A 24,591-nucleotide genomic window follows, 5' to 3' on the forward strand; every position below is an offset into this window, starting at 1 on the left:
CGGCGAGCAAGGGCCGGCGGCGGGAACGGCGCAAAAAGAAAGGGCAAGAAGGTCGTTACCTCCTTGCCTCTCTCAACCTATAGCGCACCGGGGGGCTTGCGGCAAGGCCCGGGTCGTGGCGCAGAATCCTCCGCCGAGGCCAGAACCTGCGGAAAAGACAGACTCGCGAAGTACGTGTGCCATTGCGGCCTTTGGTGTCGCAGGGAGACGGACGTCTGACCTGCGGTGAACACGCGGAGCGGCTGGCCGTGACACAGCCAGTTTGAAATGGGGGGTTCATGATCGACGTGATCATTGCCGGCGGCGGGCCGACCGGCATGATGCTGGCGGCCGAGCTGCGCCTGCACGGCGTCAGCGTGCTCGTGCTGGAGAAGGAGAAGGAACCGCCGCGCTACGTGCGCTCGCTGGGACTGCATGTGCGCAGCGTCGAGGTGATGGACCAGCGCGGCCTGCTGGAGCGCTTTCTCGCGCACGGCAGGAAGCATCGGGTCGGAGGCTTCTTCGCCGGCATCACCAAGCCCGCGCCCGACCGGCTCGACACCGGGCATCCGTACACGCTCGGCATTCCGCAGCCCGTCACCGACCGCCTGCTGGCCGAGCGTGCCGCCGAGCTCGGCGCCGAGATCCGGCGTGGTCGCGCGCTGACGGGACTGAGCCAGGACGACCAGGGAGTGACCGTCGAAGTGACCGGCGGGGACGGCCTCGACGGAGACGGCCTCGGCGGGGACGGCTCGCGGGCCGGGGCCGGGGCGCGGCTGCGCTCGCGCTATCTCGTCGGCTGCGACGGCGGACGCAGCACGGTGCGCGGACTGCTCGGCGTCGGCTTTCCCGGCGATCCCAGCAGTGCGGAGACGCTGCTGGGCGAGATGGAGGCGACCGAGGACCCGGAGACGATCAGCGCCATCACGGCGGAGGTCCGCAAGACCCAGTTGCGTTTCGGCCTCGGACCCGTCGAGGGCGGGGCGTACCGGGTCGTCGTGCCCGCGGAGGGGATCGCTGAGGACCGCTCGGTCCCGCCGACCCTGGAGGACTTCAGGAAGCAGCTACGGGCGACCGCCGGAACCGACTTCGGGGTGCACTCGCCGCGCTGGCTGTCCCGGTTCGGCGACGCCACGCGGCAGGTCGAGCGCTATCGGGTCGGCCGGGTGCTGCTGGCCGGGGACGCGGCGCACATCCACCCGCCGATGGGCGGGCAGGGGCTCAACCTCGGTGTGCAGGACGCGTTCAACCTCGGCTGGAAGCTTGCCGCCGAGGTGCGCGGCTGGGCACCGGAGGGGCTGTTGGACAGCTACCACACCGAACGGCACCCGGTGGCCGCCGACGTGCTGGACAACACCCGCGCCCAGAGCGCGTTGATGGCCACCGACCCCGGCGGCCGTGCGGTGCGGCGGCTGGTGTCGGAGCTGATGGAGTTCGAGGAGGTCAACCGCCGCCTGGTGGAGAAGATCATCGCGACCGGCATCCGCTACGACCTCGGCGAGGGGCACGAACTCCTCGGCAGGCGGCTGCGGGACGTCGAGCTGAAGCAGGGACGCCTGTACGGGCTCATGCACGAAGGGCGAGGGCTGCTGCTCGACCAGACCGGCCGCCTCTCGGCCGGCGGCTGGGCCGACCGGGTCGACCATGTCGTCGACGTCAGCGACGAACTGGACGTGCCAGCGGTGCTGTTGCGGCCGGACGGGCATGTGGCGTGGGCGGGGGAAGACCAGCGGGAACTGCTCGACCGGCTGCCGAAGTGGTTCGGCGCGCCCGCCGGTTGACGCGTTCTTCCCGGTTGACGCGTTCTTCCCGGTTGACGCGTGCTTCCCGGTTGACGGGTGCTCGCCGTTCGGGCGGGAAGGAGCGGCCGGGCGGCGCCGAGCGGCCCGGCCGGCCGCGCCCGGTCCCTGTCCGGCTGGTATCCCCGTGCCGGGACCGGCCCCCTACGGAAGTCGTAGCGCAAGCCGCCTCTGTCATCCGAAAGTCCCCGCCCGCGCCCGCGCCCTGCCATGGCCCGCTCACCGGCGTTACATTCCGTACGTGCCCCGGACCGCGGGCGACTGGATCGCCGACATCGCCCTCTTCCTCTTCGCGGCGTGCTTCGCCGTGCTGAGCGCCGACACCGTCCTGCACGGTGAACACCCGTCGCCTGCCGTGCTGTTCGCGGACCAGGCGGCGGGGGCGCTGGCGTGCGCCGCGCTCTTCCTGCGGCGCCGCCGGCCGGTCCAGCTCGCCGTGGCGCTGCTGGTGGCGGGCATGTTCTCGCACTTCATCACCGGTGCGACGATCGTCGCCGTCTTCACGGTCGCCGCAGGGCGGACGATCCGTACGACGGCGTGGGTGGCCGGGCTGGGCTTCCTTCCCGTACCGCTCTTCCTCGCCGGGGGCCCGAGCTTGGACGATCCGGCGACCGCTTCCGGCGTCACCTACTTCGTACTGCTGGCAGGCGCCATCGGCTGGGGACTGTTCGTACGGTCGCGGCGGCAGCTCGTGGAGTCGCTGCGCGAACGCGCCGAGAGCGCGCGCACCGAGGCGCGCCGTCAGGTGAGGGAGGACATCGCCCGTGAGATGCACGATGTGCTCGCGCACCGGCTGTCGCTGCTGAGCCTCCACGCAGGTGCGCTTGCCTTCAATCCGGGGGCCTCCGAGCAGGAGACGCGGGAGGCCGCGGAGGTCATACGGGACAGCGCGCACGAGGCACTTGAGGATCTGCGCGGGATCATCGGGGTGCTGCGCGCCCCGACGGGCGAGGTGTCACGTCCGCAGCCCGTGCTCACGGATCTGCCGTCGCTTGCGGAGGAGTCACGTAAGGCGGGCATGCGCGTCGACCTGGAGGTCGCCGTCGCGGCCGGGGAGGCGCCCGGCGCGCTGGGCCGTACCGCGTACCGGATCGTGCAGGAGGGCCTCACCAACGCCCGTAAGCACGCGCCGGATTCACCCGTGCACGTGTCGGTGAGCGGCGGTCAAGACGAGGGGCTGAGCGTGCGGCTGCGCAACGGTCTCGCCGCCGCACCGGTGTCCGAGGTGCCAGGCGCCGGTCAGGGCCTGGCCGGTCTCGCCGAGCGGACTCACATCGCCGGAGGGAGGCTCGAACACGGCGTGTACGGCGGTGAGTTCGAGCTGCGGGCGTGGCTGCCGTGGGCGGCGCGGCGCGGTGCGCCCGAGACCGCCGCGCAGGTCTCCGGGCCGGGCTCGACGTGAGGCAGAGGCACTCGGCGAACCCGCCGGACCGTACAGGGATGTCCGGCGCATCCGACGAAGGGGACGGGCGCGACGCGGCGGACGCGCCGGACGCGCCTCGCGGCGCGGGCGCATCCGCAGCGATCCGCGTACTCCTCGTCGACGACGACCCGCTCGTACGGTCCGGGCTGCGGCTGATGTTCGGCGGCGCACCGGACATCGAGGTCGTCGCCGAGGCCGCGGACGGCAGCGAGGTGCCGGGGCTCGTCGACGCCCACGCACCGCATGTCGTGCTGATGGACATCCGTATGCCGGTGGTGGACGGACTGGAGGCCACGGAGAGACTGCGGGGACTCCGACGCCCGCCGGAGGTCGTGGCGTTGACGACGTTCAACACGGACGCACATGTGCTGCGTGCCCTGCGCGCGGGTGCGGCCGGCTTCGTGCTGAAGGACACTCCACCGGCGGAGATCGTCCAGGCGGTGCGGAAGGTCGCGTCGGGAGAGCCCGTGCTGTCGCCGGAGGTGACGCGCCAGTTGATCGCGCGGGTGTCGGGCGGCGGCACGGAGCGCGAGGCGCGTGCGAGGCGGGCGCGGCGGCAGATCGCCGAACTCGGAGAGCGGGAACGCGAGGTGGCCATGGCCGTCGGACGGGGCATGTCGAACGCGGAGATCGCCGCCGAGCTGTACATGGGCGTCCCCACGGTCAAGACGCATGTCTCGCGCATCCTGAGCAAGCTGGGCCTCGACAACCGCGTCCAGATCGCACTTCTGGCCAGCGACTCCCGCGCGGACGCCGGCGATTGACCTGAGGCCTACGGCCTGACGCACGGGGTCTACGGCCCCAGACCCGGGGCCCACGGCCCGGAGTCCGCGGTCCGCGACGGCGAAGGGCCGGCCCTTGGAGGGCCGGCCCGTCCAGGTCCGCTCCTGGGACCTCCGCGGTCGGAACAACGCAGTCGGAACATCCGCGGTCGGAACAACCGCGGTCAGTTCACCGGCAGTTCGAACCACACGACCTTGCCCGTCGACAGCCGCGTCGCACCCCAGCGCCGTGCGAGCCGGTTGACGAGGTACAGCCCGCGGCCTCCCTCGTCGGTCGCCCGCGCCTGCCGCAGCCGGGGAAGCTGCGGCACGTCGTCGCCGACCTCGCAGCGGAGGGTGTCCGTACGCAACAGCCGTAGCGTGATGGGACGTTCGGCGTACCGCACCGCGTTGGTGACGACCTCGCTGACCAGCAGCTCGACCGCGTCGGACAGCTCCTCCAGGTCCCAGCGGGCCAGCGCGCGCCGCGCCAGCCTGCGTGCCTGGCCCGCCGTCTGGGCGCGGGGGTCGAGGAACCAGTAAGCGACGTCGCTCGGCGCGATCCCGTCGAACCGGGCGGCGAGCAGGGCGATGTCGTCGTCACGGTCGCCCGGGCCGAGGATGTCCAGCACCTCGTCGCAGAGCGGCTCCAGCGGAGCCGACGCGTCCGGGCGGGTCAGCCGTGCCGTCGCCGTCAGCTTCTCGCGCAGATGCTCGATGCCGGTCCAAACGTCCCGCTGGCGCGACTCGACCAGCCCGTCGGTGTAGAGCAGCAGCGTGGCGCCCGCCGGGGCGTCCAGCTCCACCGCTTCGAAGTCGACACCGCCGACGCCGATCGGCGCGCCTGCCGGTATGCGCAGCACCTCCGCACGCCCGTCCCGATGCAGCAGAACGGGCGGCGGATGACCGGCGTTGGCGATGATGATGCGGTGCGCCACCGGGTCGTAGACCGCGTAGAGGCAGGTCGCCATGCGGTCGCTGCCCAGGCGCTGCGCCTGCTCGTCCAGGTGGTGCAGCACCTCCTGCGGCGGCAGGTCGAGCTGCGCGAGCGTCTGCGCCGTGGTGCGGAGCTGGCCCATGATCGCCGCCGATGTCATGGAGTGGCCCATCACATCGCCCACGACCAGGGCCACCCTGCTGCCCGGCAGCGGAATCGCGTCGTACCAGTCGCCGCCGACCCGGGCCGTCTCGGCCGCGGGAAGATAGCGGCTGGCCAGATGGCAGCCCGTCGGCTGCGGCAACTCGTCGGGGAGCATGGTGCGCTGGAGCTCGTCGGCGATGTACGCCTCACGCCCGTAGAGGACCGCCTTGTCCACGCCCAGCGCGGTGTGGGTGGCGAGCTGCGCGGCGATCAGCAGATCGTCCGGCTCGAACGGCGCGCGCTCGGGGCCGCGCATGAACACCGCGGCGCCGATGACCCGGCGCCGCCCCCGCAGCGGAGCGAGTATGGCGCGCTGGCCCGAGGGCACGTCGGGCCCGGAGCCGAGGAGTTCGGGAAGCGCGTCGCGGGCGGCGGGCGCGTCGGCGAAGACGGGCCGCACGCCTCGCAGCACCTCGGCCAGCGGTCCGCCGGAGAGCACCTCGGCGTATTCGGCGGCACCGGCCGTGCCGTCCGACACCGCGGAGAGCGAGGGGCCCGTCGTGGTGCCGGGGCCGCCCGCCATGTCGCCGTCGGGCTGCGACCGGCCGTCCGCGGCTGACGCCGCCGCCACCATCGCGTGCGGATCGTCGGGGATGCGGTCGCTGCGCCGAAGCCGCAGCACCACCGGGCCGGTGGGCCGCTCGTCGCCCACGGGCAGCGGATCGCGCAAGTAGACGAGGATCGCGTCGGAGTACGCGGGCACGCTCGCCCGGCACAGACCCAGCACGGTCTCGTCCAGGTCCATGCCTCGGGCGATACGGCGAGTGGCGGCGCCGACGAAGCGCAGCCGGTCGCCGCCGCGCCGCTCCCGCTCGGCGGCGTCGCCGTTCCCCGGTGCCGCTTCACGGGCGGGGGGATCGGAGGCCTGGGCCTGGGGGGCGGCGGGCGGTACGTCGGCGGCGGTCATGTCGCCGGTGGTCGGATGAGACACGGCACCGCTCTCCGCGGTAGGGGGTTGGGACGGGTTGTGGGACGGCCGCTCGGACGCGGCTCCCGGCCCGCTGTGGGACGGTTCGGGGACGGCGCGCCCTGCGCCGCCCCTCCCGCTGGAGCCCCTTGAGGCTTCGGCGGTCTGCTGCTGGGACCTGTGCTGCTGTGATGCGTGCTGGTGCTGGTGCTGCGGGGGACGCTGGGCACCGGCGCCGGATTCCGGTCTCGTGCCCGGTTTCGCACCGGAGCCCTTGCCGGATGCACCGGCGCGCGGTCGTGTACGGGGGCGCACCTGCTCCACCTCCTCGCCGCCGGCGCATGTCGAGGGCAGCGCGCCGTCGTACGAGGTACCCGCCGCCGAAGGCGACGGACCGTCCCGCTCCGGGGAACGGCCGGGGGCCTGCTCGGGGGCACGGCCCTGCGCACCGCCCGGGGCCGACGGTGCTGAAGTCCCGGACGGCGCACGGCTCTCCGCACCGGCCGGCCGCGGGCCCACGGGAGGCGAGGTGCCCGCGGAGCGCAGGCCGAGGCCCGCCGACCCCGTCGTGGGTGTGCCCACAGCCGGAAGCGGCGGCGCTGCTGTGCCTGTCGCAGGCTCTTGGTGCTCCGTCACGCGTTCGGTTTCCATCCATCCGTGGCCGCGCGCCCTGTGCGCGGCGCTCCCTGCGCTCCCCGTACTACGTCCGTCGTCGTACTACGGCCGCCTTCGGCACTGGAGGAAGATCTGGATCTCGGGCGGCACGTCCGTGCTTGCCGGAGCGTAGGCATAGGCGTCCTCCCCGGCGATCTCGAAACCCGCATCGCGCACGAGCTGGCGCAATTCGTCCCGCAGATAGCCGGATACCCGGATCGTGTTGCCCAGGAACGGCAATGAGAAGTCATCGACATCCGCTTCCACCATCGACATGGCCATCGGTGCGCCTTCCCGCAGTTGCTGGTGCAGCATGCGCAGCGCGTAGGGAATTTCCGCCCGAGGCAGCATCAGGAGGGAGAAGAAAGCGGCGGCACCGTCGAAGGGACCGAGGTCGTACCTCTCGAACTCGGCGATGTCCATGCGGCGGAAGTCGCCGTCCGGCACGTTCTCCTGGGCGAGTTTCACCATGCCCGGCGAGAGGTCGATGCCGATGACCCGGTGGCCCGCCTCGCTGAGCTGGCGCGCGGTCGGCAGCCCGGTGCCCGAACCGAGGTCCAGCACGCGGGAGCCGGGGGCCAGTTGCTCGGCGAGCCAGGCGCCCGAGGCGATCTGGCCCTCTTTGTGCGGGAAGGCCTCGTCGTAGCGGTCGCCGATCGCGTCGAAGGCGTCGGCCTGCCCGGTGCGGTCCAGCGAACCCCAGTCGAAGCCCTTGTAGGCGCGCGCCTTCGACCTCGGGGGCACGGCGTCCTCGCGGCGGGCCCTGGCGCGTTCGCCCGGGTCTCCGCGGTCTTCGGGGTCCGCGGCACCGCCGGTGTCCTCCGGACCTGGCCCCGGCGGATCCCCGTGGCCTCCGTACGTGCTGCTCACGCTTGATCTCCTCTCTGGCCACGCGTCGCCAAATCCCCGAGGGGGAGGGGAGTTGTTGCAGCAGTGCGCCTACGGACGCTGATCCTACGTTTGCAGTATGGGGGCGCAGCAAGAGGGAACGGGAGGTCGAAGCGGGCGCGTGTCGTCCGACACATCCGGCACATCCACGCAAGTACGGAAGAGGGTGCGCTCCCGGGCCGACAAAGCGGGCCCCGCGGGGCGGCCGAACGGCCCGTGAGGGGCCGGGAGTCCGGCTGCCGGATTCGTGGGGGCCGGTGCGCACCGGAATCCGGACGGCGGGCCGGGGCCGGGCGTGAGCGGTCAGCCGGGCCGGGCGGTTCGCCGAGCGGTTCACGGCCGTCGCCCTTCACCTTGAGGGCGGCCACCGGGGGTTCCGGCCTCGCGGCGGCAACTCCCGGCTGCGTGCGTGCCGTCGTATGCCTCGCTGTCGCTGCCGCATGCCTCGCTGCCGCTTCCGGCGTGCGCCGGGCCGTCGTTGGCCGGGCCGCCCTCGGCCGGGGTGTCGTTCACTGTGCCTTCGGCTGTGCCGTAGACCGTGATGTCCGTCCGGCCGTACGGCTTCGCCGCTCCGGGAGGCGGACGGCCGTCCCAGTCCTGTGGGAGCGACGGCACCGGCCAGCGCGGATCGGGACGCCAGTGCTCCCAGCCGTCACGGAACGGCGACGCCCAGGAGCCGATCTGCTCGACCACCGCGCGCCCGGCCGCCCGTACCCGCGCGGCCAGTTCGTCGTCGACGAGGCCCGCGCTGCGCGCCGCAGCGAACTCGTCCTCGTCCCGCCACTCCCAGCTACGGTCCGGATAGACGGCGATGTCGAGGAAGTGGTCCTCGGAGTCGATGCCACCGGCCCAGCGGTGCCTGGGCTCCTCGAGGTTGACGTACCAGTTCTTGAACTGCCAGTCCCGCTCCCAGAACAGCCACACCGACCATGGCTCGCCGGGGCGTGCGAGCTTCAGCACGCCTGTGCCGAACCAGCGTGAGAGCACCGTGCGGCGTGGCTTGGTGTAGCGGGTCGCCAGCGGCTCGTGGTGTACGGGTGTGCCGTCCGCGATCTCCGGCTTGACGCATACGGTGCCCGGCGCGACCCATGCGGCGAGCAGTTCGGGGGAGTCGCGGACGACGGTCACGGGGCGGCAGATGTGGGGGAGACCGGTGCCGTTGGCGCGATAACGCCACAGGATGCGGGTGCCGGGCGCCCAGCGGTCAGCGACGCCGGCTGTGTCACCGGCCGCGTCACCTGCTGTGTCACCGGCCGCTTCCGGGGCCTGGGTCTCCGACCGCGTTCCGGCGCTGGACGCTGAGCGGGCCTCCGCGGGTGACTCCGCTCGCGCCGACTCTGCCCGCGCCCGGGTCACTTCCGGTGCTTCGGCCGCTGCCGACCCTGCCCTCTCCGCTGTCATGCGCAGATCCTAGGTGCGCCCCGCAGCCGCCGCCGTGAGCCGAGGCCCGAACGCGCCACGCCCCCGGCCCCTCCCGCCCGGCCCTTCCGACGCCCTGTCACCGGCCGCCCGACCGGGCCCGAACCCGCCCACGGACCGGCCACGGGACCGAGCCCGCCCACGGACCGGCCACGGGACCGAGCCTCAAGCCCCGGATCAGGAACGGACCAGGAACGGACCCGGACCTGCTCAGGGCCGGGTCATGCGCAGCACGTCCAGCGCCTCGTCGAGTTCTTCGAGCGTCAGCTCTCCCCGCTCCACATGCCCGGCCGCGAGCACTGCCTCCCGGATCGTCATACGTTCCGCCAGCGCCTTCTTGGCCGCCGCCGCGGCGTTCTCGTAGCCGATGTACCTGTTGAGGGGCGTCACCACGGACGGCGAGGACTCCGCGTACTCGCGGGCGCGCTCCTCGTCCGCCTCGATGCCGTCCACGGTGCGCTCCGCGAGGAGCCGGGAGACGTTGGAGAGCAGCCGTACCGACTCCAGCAGGTTCTTGGCCATGACCGGCATCATGACGTTCAGTTCGAAGTTCCCGGACGCCCCGGCCGCGGCGATCGTCGCGTCGTTGCCCGTGACCTGGGCCGCGACCATCAGCGCGGCCTCGGGGATCACCGGGTTCACCTTGCCCGGCATGATCGACGAGCCCGGCTGGAGGTCCGGCAGCCTGATCTCGGCGAGGCCGGTGCGGGGGCCCGACGCCATCCAGCGCAGGTCGTTGCAGATCTTGGTGAGGCCCACGGCGATCGTCCGCAATTGCCCCGAGGTCTCCACCAGCGCGTCCCGCGCGCCTTGTGCCTCGAAGTGGTCGCGTGCCTCGGTGAGCGGGAGCCCGCTGTCCGCCGCGATCCGTTCCACGACGGCCGCCGCGAAGCCGGGCGGGGTGTTGATGCCGGTGCCCACGGCCGTTCCGCCGAGGGGGAGTTCGGCCAGCCGCGGCAGCGACGAGCGCAGCCTCTCGACGCCGTTGCGGATCTGCGCCGCGTATCCCCCGAACTCCTGGCCCAGAGTCACCGGGGTCGCGTCCATCAGATGCGTACGCCCCGACTTCACCACTCGCTGGAACTCCCGCGCCTTGCGCGACAGCGAAGCCTCCAGCACCTCCAGCGCCGGGATCAGATCGCGGGTGACGGCGGCCGTGGCGGCGATATGGACGGAGGAGGGGAAGACGTCGTTGGACGACTGGCTGGCGTTGACGTGGTCGTTGGGGTGTACGGGCGCGCCCAGCCGCTCGGTGGCGAGCGTGGCCACGACCTCGTTGACGTTCATGTTGGACGACGTGCCCGAGCCCGTCTGGAAGACGTCGACGGGGAAGTGCTCGTCCCAGCGGCCCGTGGCGACCTCCTCGGCCGCGCTGCGCACCGCCTCGGCCAACTCCGGCTTCAGCACGCCGAGTTCACCGTTGACCCGGGCCGCTGCCGCCTTGATGAGGGCCAGCGCCTCGATGTGCGCACGTTCCAGACGCTGCCCGCTGACCGGGAAGTTCTCCACCGCGCGCTGCGTCTGCGCACGCCACTTGGCGCCGGCGGGCACCCTGACCTCGCCCATCGAGTCGTGCTCGATCCGGTACTCCTGGCTTTCGCTCATCGCGTGTGCGCCTCTCCGTACGGGCCTTGCGTGTGCACGTCCGTACGGGACAGCGGTCGCGCCGCGCGAGGACATTCCCGTTCCGCCCTCTCGCCGTCCCGGCGTCCCGCGGACCGGTGTCCCGTCGTCTGCCGTCCGCTGCGTCCCGCCGTCCCGCTCGGCCCGTGTACCCCGCCGCGCGGTGCGAACCCCGCCCGGCGCCCCCGCTACGAGCCGCTGCGTACGGGGATCGAGGTGACGAACGGCTGTGCCGGGCCGGGGTCGGTGAAGAAGTCGTTCCCCTTGTCGTCCACGACGATGAACGCCGGGAAGTCCTCGACCTCGATCCGCCAGACCGCCTCCATGCCCAGCTCCTCGTACTCCAGGACCTCGACCTTCTTGATGCAGTCCTGCGCGAGCCGCGCCGCGGGCCCGCCGATGGACCCCAGATAGAAGCCGCCGTGCGTCGCGCACGCCTCGGTCACCTGCGGGCTGCGGTTGCCCTTCGCCAGCATCACCATCGAGCCGCCCGCGGCCTGGAACTGCGCCACGTACGCGTCCATGCGGCCCGCCGTCGTGGGCCCGAAGGAGCCCGACGCATAGCCTTCGGGAGTCTTCGCGGGGCCCGCGTAGTAGACGGGGTGGTCCTTGAGGTACTGGGGCATCTCCTCGCCCGCGTCGAGGCGTTCCTTGATCTTGGCGTGGGCGATGTCGCGGGCGACGACGAGGGTGCCGGTCAGCGAAAGCCGCGTCTTCACGGGGTGCCTGGAGAGTTCCGCGAGGATCTCCGGCATGGGCCTGCCGAGGTCGATGCGCACGGCGTCCGAATGGTCCGCGCCCGCGCCCTCCGTAAGCTCCTCGTCGGTGGTCTCCGGGAGGAAGCGCGCCGGGTCCCTCTCCAACTGCTCAAGGAAGACGCCCTCGGCGGTGATCTTCGCCTTGGCCTGGCGGTCGGCCGAACAGGAGACCGCGATCGCCACGGGGCAGGAGGCGCCGTGCCGCGGCAGGCGCACCACGCGTACGTCGTGGCAGAAGTACTTGCCGCCGAACTGCGCGCCGATGCCGATGCGCTGCGTCAGCTCGAAGACCTGCTGCTCCAGCTCCTTGTCGCGGAAGCCGTGCCCGGCCGGTGAGCCCTCAGCGGGCAACTCGTCGAGGTAGTGGGCGGAGGCGTACTTCGCGGTCTTCAGCGCGTACTCGGCGCTCGTGCCGCCCACCACGATCGCCAGGTGGTACGGCGGGCATGCGGCCGTCCCCAGCGAACGGATCTTCTCCTCCAGGAACTTCATCATGCTCGCCTCGTTGAGCACGGCCTTCGTCTCCTGGAAGAGGAAGGACTTGTTGGCGCTGCCGCCGCCCTTGGCCATGAAGAGGAACTTGTAGGCGTCGCCGTCCGCCGCGTACAGCTCGATCTGCGCGGGGAGGTTCGTGCCGGTGTTCTTCTCGTCCCACATGTTCAGCGGCGCCATCTGCGAATAGCGCAGGTTGAGCTGGGTGTACGCGTCGTAGACGCCCCGCGAGATCGCCTCCTCGTCGCCGCCGGAGGTGAGCACCTGCTGGCCGCGCTTGCCCATGACGATGGCCGTGCCGGTGTCCTGGCACATGGGGAGCACGCCCGCGGCGGCGATGTTCGCGTTCTTCAGCAGGTCGAGCGCCACGAAGCGGTCGTTGGCGCTGGCCTCCGGGTCGTCGAGGATGCGGCGCAGCTGCGCGAGATGTCCTGGCCGCAGGTAGTGGGAGATGTCGTGCATCGCCTCGGCGGCGAGCCGCCGCAGAGCCTCGGGCTCGACCTGGAGGAAGGTCCGCCCGCCGGCCTCGAAGGTACGCACCCCCTCCGAGGTGACGAGGCGGTACGGGGTGGGGTCCTCGCCCAGCGGGAGCAGGTCGGTGTACGTGAAGTCCGGTCGGGACGGGCTGGCGGCCATCGTTGGGGTCTTCCTCTCGTACGGCTCGTACGGCTCTCGGCTGGGTTCGGCTGGGGCTCGGCTGAGGACAGCGCGTTCATCAGCGTAGAGCGCCGGGGCAAGGGCGTGGGGGTGAGGTCGGCCTCAGAAGGCCCGGCTGAGAGGGATGGGCCTCCGGGCCGCCGCATCAACTCGGCCTCGGGGAAGCCGGGTTGGTGCGGCGGCCCGGAGGCTCCGGGCGTACGGCGGGGCGGCGGTCCGGCGGCTCGGCGGCTCCGGGCGTACGGCGGTACGGCCGCTCCGACGCGATACGGGGTCATCGATGCCGCCGCCGGGCTAGTCGCGATCTATCGCGTTTGGGTACGCTGCTCGTTGTGACTGAATCCCCGCTCGAAAAGAAGCCCGGACCGGCCGCCGGACCGGAGACCCGGCCCGCGGTCAAGGACGCGGAGGCGGCGCCCGTCCCGGTGCGTGCCTCGGACGCCGATCGCGACCGCGTCGCCGACATCCTCCGTGAGGCGCTGGCCGAGGGACGGATCGACGCGGAGGAGCACTCGGAGCGCATCGACTCCGTCTACCAGGCCAAGACCCTCGGCGAACTGGAGCCGCTCGTAAGGGACTTGCCCGCAGGAAGGACGCAGCAGCAGGCGGCGCACCCGGTGCGCGAGGCCGCGCCCGCCGGGGAGTGGCCGGAGACGCCCGCGACCGGCGGCTGCTCGAAGGACAACCTCGTCGCCATCTTCAGCGGCTCGACCAGGAAGGGCCGCTTCCGGGTCCCGGCGAAGATCAACGCCTTCGCATGCTTCGGCGGCGTCGAGATCGATCTGACGGAGGCCGTCTTCGAGCGGCAGCATGTGCAGATCAACGCCACGGCGATCTTCGGCGGCATCGAGATCCGCGTCCCCGAGAACGTCACGCTCCGGCAGAAGGGCGCCGGGATCTTCGGCGGATTCGACGTGCACACCGCGGAGTCCGACGATCCGCACGCTCCGGTCGTACTCGTCGAGGGCGCGGCGATCTTCGGCGGCGTCGAGGCGAAGCCGAAGCGCGGCAAGCGGCTGCGCGATCTGCGCCACCGCATGCGCAAGGAACTCTGAACGCGCCGCACGGAGACGGCCCCGCACACCCCGCACACCCCTCGCACTCCCTGACCAGGGCCGGGCGGCCGGGCGCGTATGGCCGTCCGCCGGGGGTGAACTCAGGGTTCCGCAGCGGCCGATGCAGGCGCGGCGCCCGTGCCGGCGGTCCGGGCACGGAACCCGCCCGCATTCCTACGGTATGCATACCGGTGCGTACAGCGGGTAGAGCCTGGGCATCGTCGTACGGCGGCAGCGCGAACTGCCGTGCGCAGCAAGTCGGGTGAAGGTGCCCCCCGTCGTCCCGTCAGGAGTTGACCGTGCTGCAACCGCCGCATCAGTCCCTTCAGGCAGCCCCCTCTGTCCCCGTGCCGCGAGCGACCGCACGTGAGGACGAGGAGGGCCCCTGGCACTCGGAGGCGGTCTGCCGCCGGGATGAGGCGGGACTGTTCTTTGCCCCGTCGAAGGAGCCCACGGCGGCGAGGCTTTCGCGCGAGCAGGCCGCCAAGCGGGTCTGCTCCCGCTGCCCTGTGATGGTCGAGTGCCGTGAGCACGCTCTGGTCCTGCCGGAGCCCTACGGCGTGTGGGGCGGGCTGACCGCGGCCGAGCGACGCGTCGTACTGGCCAGGCGCCGCAGGCGGGAAGCCGCTGCTGCCGCGGGCGAGGCCGGACAGGTCCCGCGGATCGCCTGAAACGCGAAGCTACGCGCGTGGCAGGGGCGCGGACCGGGTCAAAAGCGACCGGCACCGCGCCCCCGTAGAGGCTCGGGCTCCGCGGGCCGGGACGTGAACTGCTCCCACGGGCCGAGGCGTTGAAGGCCCACGCACTCGACGCTGACGCCCTGCGCGCCGATGCCCTGCGTGCCGATGCTCTGGGCGCGCACGCCCTCCACGCCCGCCGCTGAACGCTCATGCCCCGAGGGCTCAGGAACCGCCCTCCCCGAAGGGGCCGCCCGCGGCGAAGGCGAGCTTCGTGAAGCGTTCGCCCATGAGCCGGTGAGTGGCGGCGTCCGGATGGAGCCCGTCTTGCAGCGGCATCTCCAAGTGGTCTGCCTCGCCGTAGAGTTCGCGGCCGTCGAGGTGGTGCAGGTGCGGATCGCCGTCCGCGCGTTCCGCCACGATCCGGGCCAGCTCTTCCCGTATGACGCCCAGCGTCAGCTTTCCGTACGCACGCTCGGCCGGGTCGCCCGTGGCCCGGAAGCGCAGCCGCCCGGCGCTCAGCGAGGTGAAGTCCGGGGCGGTCGGCCCCGGAGTGTCCTCGTGAAGGGGGCAGTGCACGGGCGAGATCACCAACAGCGGGGCGTCCGGGTGCCCTTCGCGCACGGTGTCGAGAAAGCCGTGCACGGCCGGTGTGAACGCACGCAGGCGCATCGCGTCCGAGTTGACCAGATTGATGCCGATCTTGACGCTGATCAGGTCGGCAGGGACATCGCGCATCGCACGTGAGGTGAACGCGTCGAGCAGCGCGCCGCCGCCGAACCCCATGTTGATCAGTTCCACGCCGCCGAGGGAGGCGGCGAGCGCGGGCCAGGTCCCCGTGGGGCTCGCGGCCTCGGAGCCATGGCTGATCGAACTCCCGTGATGCAGCCACACCTTGCGGACCCGGTCGTCCTGTACGGGCGTCACGGGGGCGTCCGTACGCAGCGCCGTCAACTCGGTGGTCTCGTCGTGCGGCAGCCAGATCTCGACGTTCTTCATACGGGCGGGAAGACCGCCGAAGCAGACGGTCCCGGGCGTCCCCTCGCGCTTCTCGGCCGTGCCCGAGGTGAGGTCGATGGTCAGCGTCGCGCCGCCGGAGACGCTGCCCTGCCCGTGCAGACGCCCGTCGACGAGCAGGTCGTACACGCCGTCCGGGCGGGGCGGTGCGCCCGTGTAGACGCGCTTGGTGGGCAGCGTGTCCAGTTCCACGGCGGTGGCACGGGTACGGAAGACCAGCCGCACGCCGGAGGGCTGCGACTCGGCCATGGCGAGCTGCGGGTCGGTGCACTGGGCGCGGGCACGGGCGGGCAGCCGGTGCGGCAGCACGCCCCGCGCGGTGCGCTCCAAGTCGAGGGCGCCGCGCAGCAGTTCCGCTGTGACGGGTGTGGTGGTCCAGGTCCGGTCGGTGTGCATGGCATCGCCTGTCGGGTCGGTGGGCGGACGGGAAGCGGGGCGGAAAGCGGGAACGGAAGCCGGGGCGGGCCGGATCGGCCGGAGTTCGGCATGGATCGGCCGGGATCGCTCGGGATCGCCCGGTGAGCGCCGCTCAGGCAGTCCCTTCCGGCTCGGGCTCCTCCGGCGCGGGCCAGTGCCGCAACAGGGCGTCGAGGGCGTCCAGCACGCGCGACCAGGTCTCCTCCGTATCCGGGGCGCTGTGGCTGAACCCTCCGCCCAGCTCCAGCGATACGTAACCGTGGAAGACGCTGCCGAGCAGCCGTACGGCATGGGTCTGGTCGGTGCCCGTCAGGTCGTAGCCGCGCAGGACCGCCCTCGTCATCCGTGCGTGCCTGACGCCCGCGCTCGCCGCCGCCGTATCGGGGTCGAGCCGGAGCTGGGCGGCGGCATAGCGGCCGGGATGCTCGCGGGCGTAGTCGCGATAGACGCCGGCGAAGGCGGTCAGCGCGTCCTTGCCCGCGCGCCCGGCGAGGGCGTCGGCGGCACGGTCGGCCATCTCCTCCAGGGCGAGGAGCGCGATCCGGGTCCGCAGGTCCTGTGAACTCCTCAGATGCGAGTACAGACTCGCGACCTTCACATCGAACCGCCGGGCGAGCGCCGAGACCGTCACCTGGTCGAAGCCGACCTCGTCGGCCAGCTCCGCCCCGGCCCGCGTGAGCCGTTCCGCGGTCAGCCCCGCACGTGCCATGCCGCCTGCCCCTCCTGCGCCTGCTCCTGCTCCTGCTCCTGCGAAAGCAATCGTGCAATTACCTAAAGAGTATAGGCAACTCGGTAATTCCAGTAGGGAGGCGTTCTGGGTACCGGAACGCGGACTGCGTGAGGCCGCACGACGAACCCCCGCCACCCCGGGCGGCAGTCCGCACCGGTGCGACGGGGGAGATGTGACGGGGGAGACCTGACGGGCGAGGGGGGCGGCGGCCAGGGCGCAGGCGCCGCCCTAGCGTGCGCGGTCGAAGTCGACGGCGCTGTAGGCGCGCAGCTTGGAGAGCTTGTGCGTCGAGTCGATCATGCGGATCGTGCCGGACTTCGAACGCATCACGAGCGACTCGGTGAAGGCCCGCTCGCCCCTGTAGTGCACTCCACGCAGCAGATCGCCGTCCGTGATGCCGGTCGCGACGAAGAAGACGTTCTCGCCGCTTACGAGGTCCTCGGTGTGCAGCACCCTGCCCAGGTCGTGCCCCGCGTCCAGCGCCCGCTTCTTCTCGTCGTCGTCCTTGGGCCAGAGCATGCCCTGGATCGTGCCGCCGAGGCACTTGATCGCGCACGCGGCGATGATGCCCTCCGGCGTACCGCCGATGCCGAGCAGCAGGTCGACGCCCGTGCCCTCGCGTACGGCCATGATCGCCCCCGCGACGTCGCCGTCCGAGATGAACTTGATGCGCGCACCGGTCTCGCGCAGCTCCTTGACGATGCCGTCGTGCCGTGGCCTGTCGAGGATGACGACGGTGACGTCGTCCGGCGTGCAGCCCTTCGCCTTGGCCACCCGCCGGACGTTGACCGCGGGCGGCGCCGTGATGTCGACGAATTCCGCCGCGTCCGGGCCCGTGACGAGCTTGTCCATGTAGAAGACGGCGCTCGGGTCGAACATCGAGCCGCGTTCCGCCACGGCCAGTACGGACACCGCGTTGGACATGCCCTTGGCCGTGAGCGTCGTCCCGTCGACCGGGTCCACGGCCACGTCGCACTCCGCGCCCGTGCCGTCGCCGACGCGCTCCCCGTTGTAGAGCATCGGCGCCTCGTCCTTCTCGCCCTCGCCGATGACGACGACGCCGTTCATCGAGACCGTGGAGACGAGATGGCGCATGGCCTTCACGGCCGCGCCGTCCGCGCCGTTCTTGTCGCCGCGGCCCACCCAACGGCCGGTGGCCATCGCGCCCGCCTCCGTGACCCGTACGAGTTCCAGGGCGAGGTTGCGGTCGGGGGCCTCGGGACTGACGTCGAGCGGGGGAGGGAGGTGCTGATGATCGGTCATCGGGGCACACCTTTCTGCTCGGCTGACTGGCCTGACTCGGCTGACAGGGCTGAGACGGCGGCCGGGCTACTGAGGGTGCTTCGAGGGTACCCAGCATCCGACAGAGTGAGCAGAGGGCCCCACGGATGAGCGCCGTCACATGGCTACGTAGCGGGACATGTCAGGGAGAAACCCGCAGCGCACCGCCCGGCCGGTTCCCTGGGTACCCCGCGGCCGGACTCTCTCCCCCATGAGCGACGATGGTGGCGTGGCAGAAGAAGGCGTGGCGACAGAAGCCGTGACGGCAGAGGGCGCGGCAGCGGAGGCGGAGCAGCCGGAGAAGCGGCGGGGCGCGCGGACCGTGCGCGGCATGGTGCCCTCGCTCGCCGTGGTCCTGCTCGCGGCCTTCTTCATCTATCTCTTCATCCCGCACGACGAGAGCGCCGACCCGGTCAAGCCCGTCGGCTACAAGGTCGAGCTGGACTCCGCCCGACGCGCCGCGCCGTATCCCGTGCTGGCCCCCGAGGGGCTCTCCGCCAAGTGGCGTGCCACGTCCGTACGTTACGAGGCGAACGGCCCCGGCGGACACGCCTGGCACCTGGGCTTCATGACTCCGGACACGCAGTACGCGGCGGTCGAGCAGAGCGACGACCCCCGCCCCGTGCGGTACGTGGAGGACGTCACGCAGGGTGCCCGTAAGACGGCGAAGACGGTACGGGTCCGGGGCGAGGAGTGGACGCGCTACGAGGGCGAGAAGTACGACGCGCTCGTACGGGTCTCGCGCCGGCCGGGGGCGGTTCCGGTTCCGGCTCGGGCTCCGGGGAGGCCGCTGGGGACGCCGGGGACCGCGGAGGGCGCAAGGCCCGTGCGCACACCACCGTCGTGACCGGCACGGCCACCTTCGAGCAGCTTCGGACGATGGCGGCGGCGCTGCGCCCCGGCGAAGGCAAGGGCGGAGACGGGGACGGCGACCCCGCAGGCAAGCGCTGACGCCCCGTCCCCGCGAGCGTCCCTGTCCCCCGAGAGGTCCCGCTCTGCGACAGGCGATCGCTGTCGCGCACGTCACGGACCGCTGCGGACGCCGCCCGTCCCTGCCCGGAGCCGCCGTCAGACGGTCGTGACCGCGTCGTCGTACGAGAGCCGCGGCTGCCGCGGCCGGTAGGCGTCCTCGCCCGGCCTGCCGATGTTGACCACCAGCAGCGACTTCTGGGTGCCGTCGCCGAAGAACTCCTTGTCGACACCGTGCTTGTCGAAGCCGCTCATCGGGCCCGCGGCCAGCCCGGCCGCCCGTACGCCGACGATGAAGTAGCCCGCCTGGAGCGTCGCGTTGAACGTGCCGGACGTCTCGCGCGCCTCTGCCTCCGAGAAGAACTTGTCCTTCAACGCCGGGGCCAGCGGCTGGAGTTCGGGCAGCCGCTCATGGAACTCCAGGTCCACGGAGAGGATCGCGGTCAGCGGGGCCGCGGACGTCTTGGGCCTGTTCCCCTCCGACATGTGCTTCACCAGGCGGCTGCGTGCTTCGGCGGAGCGCACGAGCGTGATCCTCAGCGGGCTCTGGTTGAACGCGGTGGGGGCGTACTTGACCAGTTCGTACACCGCCCTTATCTGCTCGTCGCTCACCGGCTCGTCGGAGAAGGTGTGCGCCGTGTGGGCCTCCAGGAAGAGCAGTTCCTGGGCGGTTCGGTCGAGGGCGAGAGTCATGTGGGGAAGCCTTGCCTTTACGCGATGTCGTTGCATACGAGCGGCCCACCGTAAGCGGTGGACCTCTTGCCGCCCCGTCAACAATCGGACTGCGCGTAATCTTCCATCTCACCGTTCACGCTCGTCCCACGCAGCTCAGCGGGCCTCTCCGCCATCACCCGCACCGGCTTCCTCACGCAGCGTCGCCCTACGTGCGGGAGCGCCCGTGGGACCGCGAGTCACGCGACCGGGACCCTGCGCAGCGCCGGGTCACGCTCCGGCGCCGTCCTCCTCGCCGTCCCCGTCCCGTCCGTCCTCCTCGTCGGTCCATGTGCCGTCGGGGCCGGTGCCCTCCGGGTCCGCGTCCTCGCCCGCCTCGGCCTCCGCCTCCAGCACGGCGTCAAGACGCGCCCTGGCCCCCTCCAGCCACTCGCGGCAGACACGGGCCAGCTCCTCGCCGCGCTCCCACAGCGCGAGCGACTCCTCCAGCGTGGCGCCGCCCGCCTCCAACTGCTGGACCACACGGACCAGTTCGCCCCGGGCCTGCTCGTAGCTGAGTGCGGAGTGCGCCTGCTGCCTGTCCGTCTCCACGCCCGATTCCGTCTTCGTGTCGTCCGAGGTCATGGCGCAACCCTAAGCGTCCGGTCCGACCGTCACGCCGAACTCGCCCTCCGCGACCCTGGCCCTCAGCTTCTCCCCCTCGCCGGTCTCCTCCGGCGACCTGATCACGCTGCCGTCCTCCCGCTGAAGCACCGCGTACCCCCGCTTTAGCGTCGCAGCCGGGGAGAGCGCGACGACCCGGGCGTGCGTGTGCGCCAGCTCGTCCTCTGCGCGCTCCAGCCGGTGCCCCAGAGTGCGCCGTGCGCGCGCCAGCAAGTGCCCGGTCTCCTCCGCCCGTTCGGCCGTCATCGCATACGGATCGGCCATCACGGGACGGCTCATGACATCGGCGAGGCCGCGCTCCTCCCGGTCGAGGAAGCCGTTGATCACCCGGTACGCCCGTGCTCTCAACTCCCTTACGCGCTCGTGCTCCTCGCCCACGTCGGGCACCACGTCCTTCGCCGCGTGCGTCGGCGTGCGAGAGCGCAGATCGGCGACGAGGTCGAGCAGCGGCGCGTCCGCCTCGTGCCCGATGGCCGAGACCACGGGCGTACCGCACGCCGCGACCGTGCGCACCAACTGCTCGTCGGAGAACGGCAGCAGGTCCTCCATGCTGCCGCCGCCACGGGTGACGATGATCACGTCGACGTCGGGGCGCTCGTCCAGCTCCCGCACCGCGTCGATCAGTTGGGGAACGGCCCGTACGCCCTGGACCGCCGTGTGCCGGACCTCGAAGCGGACCGCGGGCCAGCGCTCGCGCGCAGTGTGCAGCACGTCCCGCTCGGCGTCGGAGGCGCGGCCCGTGACGAGCCCGACGCGGCCCGGCAGGAACGGCAGCCGCCGCTTGCGCTCGGCGGCGAACAGGCCCTCCGCCGCCAGCGACTTCTTCAACTGCTCCAGCCGCGCCAGCAGTTCGCCGATGCCGACCGGCCGGATCTCGGACGCCCTCAGCGACAGCGTGCCCGCCCGCCCGTACCAGACGGGCTTGGCGTGCACGACGACCCGCGCGCCCTCCGATACGACGTCCTTCACCCGATCGAAGACGTCACGGAAACAGGTGACGCTGATGGAGACGTCGCGCGAGGGATCGCGCAGCGTCAGGAACGCCATCCCCGCACCCGGCCTGGGCGAGAGCTGGATGATCTGCCCCTCGACCCACACGGCTCCCAGCCGGTCGATCCAGCCGCCGATCAGCCGGGACACCTCACCGACGGGGACGGGGGCCTCGGGAGTGGTGATGAGAGCCATACGAGGACACTAACGGCCGCCGCCGACAGCGCCGGTCCGCCGTACGCCGCGGCCGGCCCCTCCGCCGGGCAGCGCCCGTGCTCAACGCCCTTACGATGGACGCATGTCTGCAACGCCCTCCCATCCCCTCGGGCCCGGCCCTGGGGAGACCCCAAGGTCCGACGCCGACGCCCCCGACCGCTCGGCCGCCGCCCGGCCGAGCCGCCGCCGACCACGCCGAGAAGCCCTCCGGGACCGAGGCCGACGCGAACGGCGACCGCCGCCGCGTGCTGCTCGCCGCGCCCCGCGGCTACTGCGCGGGCGTGGACCGCGCGGTCATCGCCGTCGAGCAGGCCCTGGAGCAGTACGGCGCCCCCGTCTACGTTCGCCACGAGATCGTGCACAACAAGTACGTGGTGAAGACCCTGGAGAAGAAGGGCGCGATCTTCGTCGAGGAGACCTCCGAGGTCCCCGAGGGCGAGATCGTCATCTTCTCCGCGCACGGCGTGGCCCCCGAGGTCCACAAGGAGGCGGAGAAGGGCAAGCTGGCGACGATCGACGCCACGTGCCCGCTGGTGACGAAGGTCCACAAGGAGGCCGTCCGCTACGCCAAGGAGGACTACGACATCCTCCTCATCGGCCACGAGGGCCACGAGGAGGTCATCGGCACCAGCGGCGAGGCCCCCGAGCACGTCACGCTCGTCGACGGCCCGGACGACGTGGCGAACGTAGAGGTCCGCGACCCGGACAAGGTCGTATGGCTCTCGCAGACCACGCTCTCCGTGGACGAGACGATGGAGACCGTCGACGCCCTCAAGGGCCGCTACCCGAACCTGCTCTCCCCGCCCAGCGACGACATCTGCTACGCCACGCAGAACCGCCAGACGGCCATCAAGCAGGTCGCCAAGGACGCCGACCTCGTCCTCGTCGTCGGCTCCAAGAACTCCTCCAACTCCGTGCGCCTGGTCGAGACCGCCATCGCACACGGCGCCCGCGACGGCCACCTCGTCGACGGCGCCGAGGAGATCGACGAGACCTGGCTCGAGGGCGTGAACACGGTCGGCCTCTCCTCCGGCGCCTCGGTCCCCGACGTCCTGGTCGACGGCGTACTGGAGTGGCTCGCGGAGCGCGGCTGGGAGGACGTGGAGATCGTCCAGCCGGTGGAGGAGCGCATGCAGTTCTCCCTGCCGAAGGAGCTGCGGCGCGATCTGCGTGCGGAGGCGGCGGCCCGCAAGACGGGCTGACGGGACGAGCGGAGACGGCAGGCCCGGCGGGTCAGCGGGATCAGTCCGCCTGCGCGGCCTCCTCCTCGGCGTCCTCCGCCTCCATCAGCGCCCGTACCCGCGACTGCTGCACCATCAGCGCCACCTTGCGCGCCGTGACGATGAGCACCGCGACGAGCGTTCCGGCGTAGAGCCAGAAGGCGTTGACGGCGAGCGCGGGGAAGAGGTTCGTCATCCGGTCCATGTAGCTCTGGTGTCCGGCGCCGCCGCTGATCAGGAAGAGGCCCGCGGTGAAGGCGAGCGGCACGGCGACGGGCGCGGCGACCAGATCGGTGGGCCGCACCCATGACGCGCAGGCCACGCTGACGACGACGAAGGCACCCCCGTACACCGTGGACGATCCGCCGAGCAGCCAGTCGTCGGCGGCACCGGTCAGCACCATCAGCAGTACGCCCAGCAGTCCGCTGCCGAGCGCCGTCAGACGGGCGCGCGGCAGCCACGACAGCGCTTCGGTGAGCGGGGCGGGAATCAGCGGGAAGCGAAGCTGCGCCTGGTAGAGCGCCGCGGCCTCCTGCCGTACGGCGCCCCCGCCACGGCGGCGGGACTCACGTACCGCACCGCCGACGGAGGCGACGGACGTGTGCTCGTCGGCGGAGAAAGCGGCGGGCGAACCGGAGGACGGACCAGCGGGCGAACCCGAGGCCGAGCCGGACGCCGAACCGGCGGACGAATCAGCGGGGCCCGCGGACGACGCGGAGGCCGTGCCGTTACGGGATCTCGCCCCGCGCGAAGGGCGCCGGCGGCGGTTCTCCTCGTTCCCGGACGGACCCTGGCTCTGCGACTGACCCCGGCTCTGCGACGGCCCCTGTGACGGATTCTGCGACGGGCCCTGCGACCGCTTCCGCGTCCGGCCCTGCTCCTGCCCCGGCCCCTGCCCCTGACCGGGGTCTTTCCCACCCGTGTGAGCGCTGTGCTGCTGTTCCACTGCTCCAACGTAGGCCGCGTCACCGCTGTTCACCGGGGACGGACACGCGTTGGCCGTCAGTTCGAGCCGTAGACTGGCCGACCGGGCGGGCTCGTTCAGCCGCCCATGTTCTGCACCCTCGGACCTCGCTACGGGAAGTCGCCACGTGTCGCTCACGATCGGAATCGTCGGCCTGCCCAACGTCGGCAAGTCGACCTTGTTCAACGCCCTGACCAAGAACGAGGTGCTGGCGGCCAACTATCCGTTCGCCACGATCGAGCCGAACGTCGGCGTCGTCGGCGTACCGGACCCTCGCCTGGCCACCCTGGCCGAGCTGTTCGGCTCGGAGAAGGTGCTTCCCGCCACCGTCGACTTCGTCGACATCGCGGGCATCGTGCGGGGCGCGAGCGAGGGCGAGGGCCTGGGCAACAAGTTCCTGGCGAACATCCGTGAGTCGGACGCGATCTGCCAGGTCATCCGCGCCTTCCAGGACGAGAACGTCGTACACGTCGACGGCAGGATCTCGCCGAAGGACGACATCGAGACGATAAACACCGAGCTGATCCTCGCCGACCTCCAGACCATCGAGAAGGTGCTGCCCCGGCTGGAGAAGGAAGCGCGGGTCAAGAAGGAGAAGCAGGCCGAGGCCAAGGCGGTGCAGGAGGCCAAGGACATCCTCGAACAGGGCCGCACCCTCTTCTCCGCGGGCCTCGCCCAGGGCAGCGAGGCCGCCAGGCCCCTCCACGACCTGCATCTGCTGACGACGAAGCCGTTCATCTACGTCTTCAACGTCGACGAGGACGAGCTCACCGACGAGTCCTTCAAGGAGAGCCAGCGCGCGCTCGTCGCGCCCGCCGAGGCCGTCTTCCTCAACGCCAAGCTGGAAGCGGATCTCGCCGAACTCGACGAGGAGGAGGCCCTGGAGCTGCTCCAGACCGTCGGCCAGGACGAGCCGGGCCTGGCGACCCTCGCCCATGTCGGCTTCCGCACCCTCGGACTTCAGACCTACCTCACGGCCGGGCCGAAGGAGTCGCGCGCCTGGACGATCAAGAAGGGCGCCACGGCTCCCGAGGCCGCCGGAGTCATCCACACCGACTTCCAGCGGGGCTTCATCAAGGCCGAGATCGTCTCCTTCGACGAACTGGTCGAGGCGGGCTCGGTCGCGGAGGCGCGTGCGAAGGGCAAGGCCCGCATGGAGGGCAAGGACTACGTGATGCGGGACGGCGACGTGGTGGAGTTCCGCTTCAACGTCTGACGA

19 protein-coding genes and 1 pseudogene are annotated in these 24,591 nt (G+C 71.7%); 8 read left to right on the forward strand and 12 right to left on the reverse strand.

Annotated elements, in window-relative coordinates; genetic code table 11:
- Positions 1-278: 278 nt before the first annotated feature.
- The 3 genes from rox to MMA15_RS18640 all read left to right on the forward strand — a co-directional run bounded on the left by rox (position 279) and on the right by MMA15_RS18640 (position 3,965).
- Positions 279-1,760, forward strand: a complete 1,482-nt coding sequence (rox, locus tag MMA15_RS18630; protein ID WP_241061232.1) for a rifampin monooxygenase — start codon at positions 279-281, stop codon at positions 1,758-1,760.
- A 259-nt stretch (positions 1,761-2,019) separates the two neighbouring features.
- A complete protein-coding gene (locus MMA15_RS18635; protein ID WP_241061233.1) occupies positions 2,020-3,180 on the forward strand; it encodes a sensor histidine kinase in 1,161 nt (386 codons plus the stop codon).
- Between the two features lie 38 nt (positions 3,181-3,218).
- Entirely contained in the window at positions 3,219-3,965 is a 747-nt protein-coding gene (locus MMA15_RS18640) for a response regulator transcription factor (protein ID WP_277400392.1), read from the forward strand.
- Positions 3,966-4,147: 182 nt separating this feature from the next.
- Here MMA15_RS18640 and MMA15_RS18645 read toward each other — a convergent pair whose 3' ends face one another.
- From MMA15_RS18645 to MMA15_RS18665, 5 genes and pseudogenes are all read right to left on the reverse strand, one after another.
- Entirely contained in the window at positions 4,148-6,364 is a 2,217-nt protein-coding gene (locus MMA15_RS18645) for a SpoIIE family protein phosphatase (RefSeq protein WP_372498357.1), read from the reverse strand.
- Positions 6,365-6,727: 363 nt separating this feature from the next.
- On the reverse strand, positions 6,728-7,408 hold the full coding sequence (locus MMA15_RS18650; protein WP_241063287.1) for a class I SAM-dependent DNA methyltransferase: 681 nt from the start codon (positions 7,406-7,408) through the stop codon (positions 6,728-6,730).
- A 723-nt stretch (positions 7,409-8,131) separates the two neighbouring features.
- Positions 8,132-8,776, reverse strand: a pseudogene (gene fomD / locus MMA15_RS18655) (cytidylyl-2-hydroxypropylphosphonate hydrolase); the annotation flags it as partial.
- A 405-nt stretch (positions 8,777-9,181) separates the two neighbouring features.
- A complete protein-coding gene (locus tag MMA15_RS18660; RefSeq protein WP_241061235.1) occupies positions 9,182-10,576 on the reverse strand; it encodes a class II fumarate hydratase in 1,395 nt (464 codons plus the stop codon).
- 206 nt (positions 10,577-10,782) lie between these two features.
- On the reverse strand, positions 10,783-12,480 hold the full coding sequence (locus MMA15_RS18665) for a fumarate hydratase (RefSeq protein WP_241061236.1): 1,698 nt from the start codon (positions 12,478-12,480) through the stop codon (positions 10,783-10,785).
- 353 nt (positions 12,481-12,833) lie between these two features.
- Between MMA15_RS18665 and MMA15_RS18670 the strand changes: the two genes are divergently transcribed.
- Together MMA15_RS18670 and MMA15_RS18675 are read left to right on the forward strand one after the other, a co-directional pair.
- Entirely contained in the window at positions 12,834-13,556 is a 723-nt protein-coding gene (locus tag MMA15_RS18670; RefSeq protein WP_241061237.1) for a DUF1707 SHOCT-like domain-containing protein, read from the forward strand.
- A 299-nt stretch (positions 13,557-13,855) separates the two neighbouring features.
- Positions 13,856-14,227, forward strand: coding sequence for a WhiB family transcriptional regulator (locus MMA15_RS18675; protein WP_241061238.1), 372 nt, complete (start codon positions 13,856-13,858; stop codon positions 14,225-14,227).
- A 231-nt stretch (positions 14,228-14,458) separates the two neighbouring features.
- On the opposite strand, the gene MMA15_RS18680 is transcribed toward MMA15_RS18675, so the two are convergent.
- From MMA15_RS18680 to glpX, 3 genes are all read right to left on the reverse strand, one after another.
- Complete coding sequence (locus MMA15_RS18680; protein ID WP_241061239.1) at positions 14,459-15,646, reverse strand: GDSL-type esterase/lipase family protein; 1,188 nt, start codon at positions 15,644-15,646, stop codon at positions 14,459-14,461.
- A gap of 133 nt (positions 15,647-15,779) precedes the next feature.
- Positions 15,780-16,376 (reverse strand): TetR/AcrR family transcriptional regulator, encoded by a 597-nt coding sequence (locus tag MMA15_RS18685; protein WP_241061240.1) that lies wholly within the window; start codon positions 16,374-16,376, stop codon positions 15,780-15,782.
- A gap of 249 nt (positions 16,377-16,625) precedes the next feature.
- Positions 16,626-17,660, reverse strand: coding sequence for a class II fructose-bisphosphatase (gene glpX, locus MMA15_RS18690; protein ID WP_241061241.1), 1,035 nt, complete (start codon positions 17,658-17,660; stop codon positions 16,626-16,628).
- 229 nt (positions 17,661-17,889) lie between these two features.
- Here glpX and MMA15_RS18695 point away from each other — a divergent pair, with 229 nt between their 5' ends.
- Complete coding sequence (locus tag MMA15_RS18695; protein ID WP_308290563.1) at positions 17,890-18,525, forward strand: DUF4245 domain-containing protein; 636 nt, start codon at positions 17,890-17,892, stop codon at positions 18,523-18,525.
- Positions 18,526-18,746: 221 nt separating this feature from the next.
- Here the strand turns inward: MMA15_RS18695 and MMA15_RS18700 are convergent, their stop codons facing one another.
- The 3 genes from MMA15_RS18700 to xseA form a co-directional block, all read right to left on the reverse strand.
- The gene (locus tag MMA15_RS18700; RefSeq protein WP_241061242.1) at positions 18,747-19,340 is read right to left on the reverse strand and encodes a malonic semialdehyde reductase; all 594 of its coding nucleotides are present in this window, start codon (positions 19,338-19,340) and stop codon (positions 18,747-18,749) included.
- Between the two features lie 249 nt (positions 19,341-19,589).
- A complete protein-coding gene (locus MMA15_RS18705) occupies positions 19,590-19,943 on the reverse strand; it encodes an exodeoxyribonuclease VII small subunit (protein ID WP_241061243.1) in 354 nt (117 codons plus the stop codon).
- A gap of 9 nt (positions 19,944-19,952) precedes the next feature.
- Entirely contained in the window at positions 19,953-21,167 is a 1,215-nt protein-coding gene (xseA, locus tag MMA15_RS18710; RefSeq protein ID WP_241061244.1) for an exodeoxyribonuclease VII large subunit, read from the reverse strand.
- A 77-nt stretch (positions 21,168-21,244) separates the two neighbouring features.
- On the opposite strand from xseA, the gene MMA15_RS18715 reads away from it, so the two are divergent.
- A complete protein-coding gene (locus MMA15_RS18715; RefSeq protein ID WP_241061245.1) occupies positions 21,245-22,390 on the forward strand; it encodes a 4-hydroxy-3-methylbut-2-enyl diphosphate reductase in 1,146 nt (381 codons plus the stop codon).
- A 40-nt stretch (positions 22,391-22,430) separates the two neighbouring features.
- Here MMA15_RS18715 and MMA15_RS18720 read toward each other — a convergent pair whose 3' ends face one another.
- Complete coding sequence (locus MMA15_RS18720; protein WP_241061247.1) at positions 22,431-23,354, reverse strand: DUF6542 domain-containing protein; 924 nt, start codon at positions 23,352-23,354, stop codon at positions 22,431-22,433.
- A gap of 145 nt (positions 23,355-23,499) precedes the next feature.
- Here MMA15_RS18720 and ychF point away from each other — a divergent pair, with 145 nt between their 5' ends.
- On the forward strand, positions 23,500-24,588 hold the full coding sequence (gene ychF / locus MMA15_RS18725) for a redox-regulated ATPase YchF (protein ID WP_241061249.1): 1,089 nt from the start codon (positions 23,500-23,502) through the stop codon (positions 24,586-24,588).
- The last annotated feature ends 3 nt before the right edge of the window (positions 24,589-24,591 follow it).

It is taken from the genome of Streptomyces marispadix, assembly GCF_022524345.1.
Classification (GTDB): Bacteria; Actinomycetota; Actinomycetes; order Streptomycetales; family Streptomycetaceae; genus Streptomyces; species Streptomyces marispadix.

Bases quoted from the DNA above. Each gene is read 5' to 3' on its own strand.
- rox (WP_241061232.1), top strand. From the start codon at position 279: ATGATCGACGTGATCATTGCCGGCGGCGGGCCGACCGGCATGATGCTG.
- MMA15_RS18640 (WP_277400392.1), top strand. From the start codon at position 3,219: ATGTCCGGCGCATCCGACGAAGGGGACGGGCGCGACGCGGCGGACGCG.
- MMA15_RS18660 (WP_241061235.1), bottom strand. From the start codon at position 10,576: ATGAGCGAAAGCCAGGAGTACCGGATCGAGCACGACTCGATGGGCGAG.
- MMA15_RS18665 (WP_241061236.1), bottom strand. From the start codon at position 12,480: ATGGCCGCCAGCCCGTCCCGACCGGACTTCACGTACACCGACCTGCTC.
- MMA15_RS18680 (WP_241061239.1), bottom strand. From the start codon at position 15,646: ATGCACACCGACCGGACCTGGACCACCACACCCGTCACAGCGGAACTG.
- MMA15_RS18685 (WP_241061240.1), bottom strand. From the start codon at position 16,376: ATGGCACGTGCGGGGCTGACCGCGGAACGGCTCACGCGGGCCGGGGCG.
- glpX (WP_241061241.1), bottom strand. From the start codon at position 17,660: ATGACCGATCATCAGCACCTCCCTCCCCCGCTCGACGTCAGTCCCGAG.
- MMA15_RS18695 (WP_308290563.1), top strand. From the start codon at position 17,890: ATGAGCGACGATGGTGGCGTGGCAGAAGAAGGCGTGGCGACAGAAGCC.
- MMA15_RS18700 (WP_241061242.1), bottom strand. From the start codon at position 19,340: ATGACTCTCGCCCTCGACCGAACCGCCCAGGAACTGCTCTTCCTGGAG.
- MMA15_RS18705 (WP_241061243.1), bottom strand. From the start codon at position 19,943: ATGACCTCGGACGACACGAAGACGGAATCGGGCGTGGAGACGGACAGG.
- xseA (WP_241061244.1), bottom strand. From the start codon at position 21,167: ATGGCTCTCATCACCACTCCCGAGGCCCCCGTCCCCGTCGGTGAGGTG.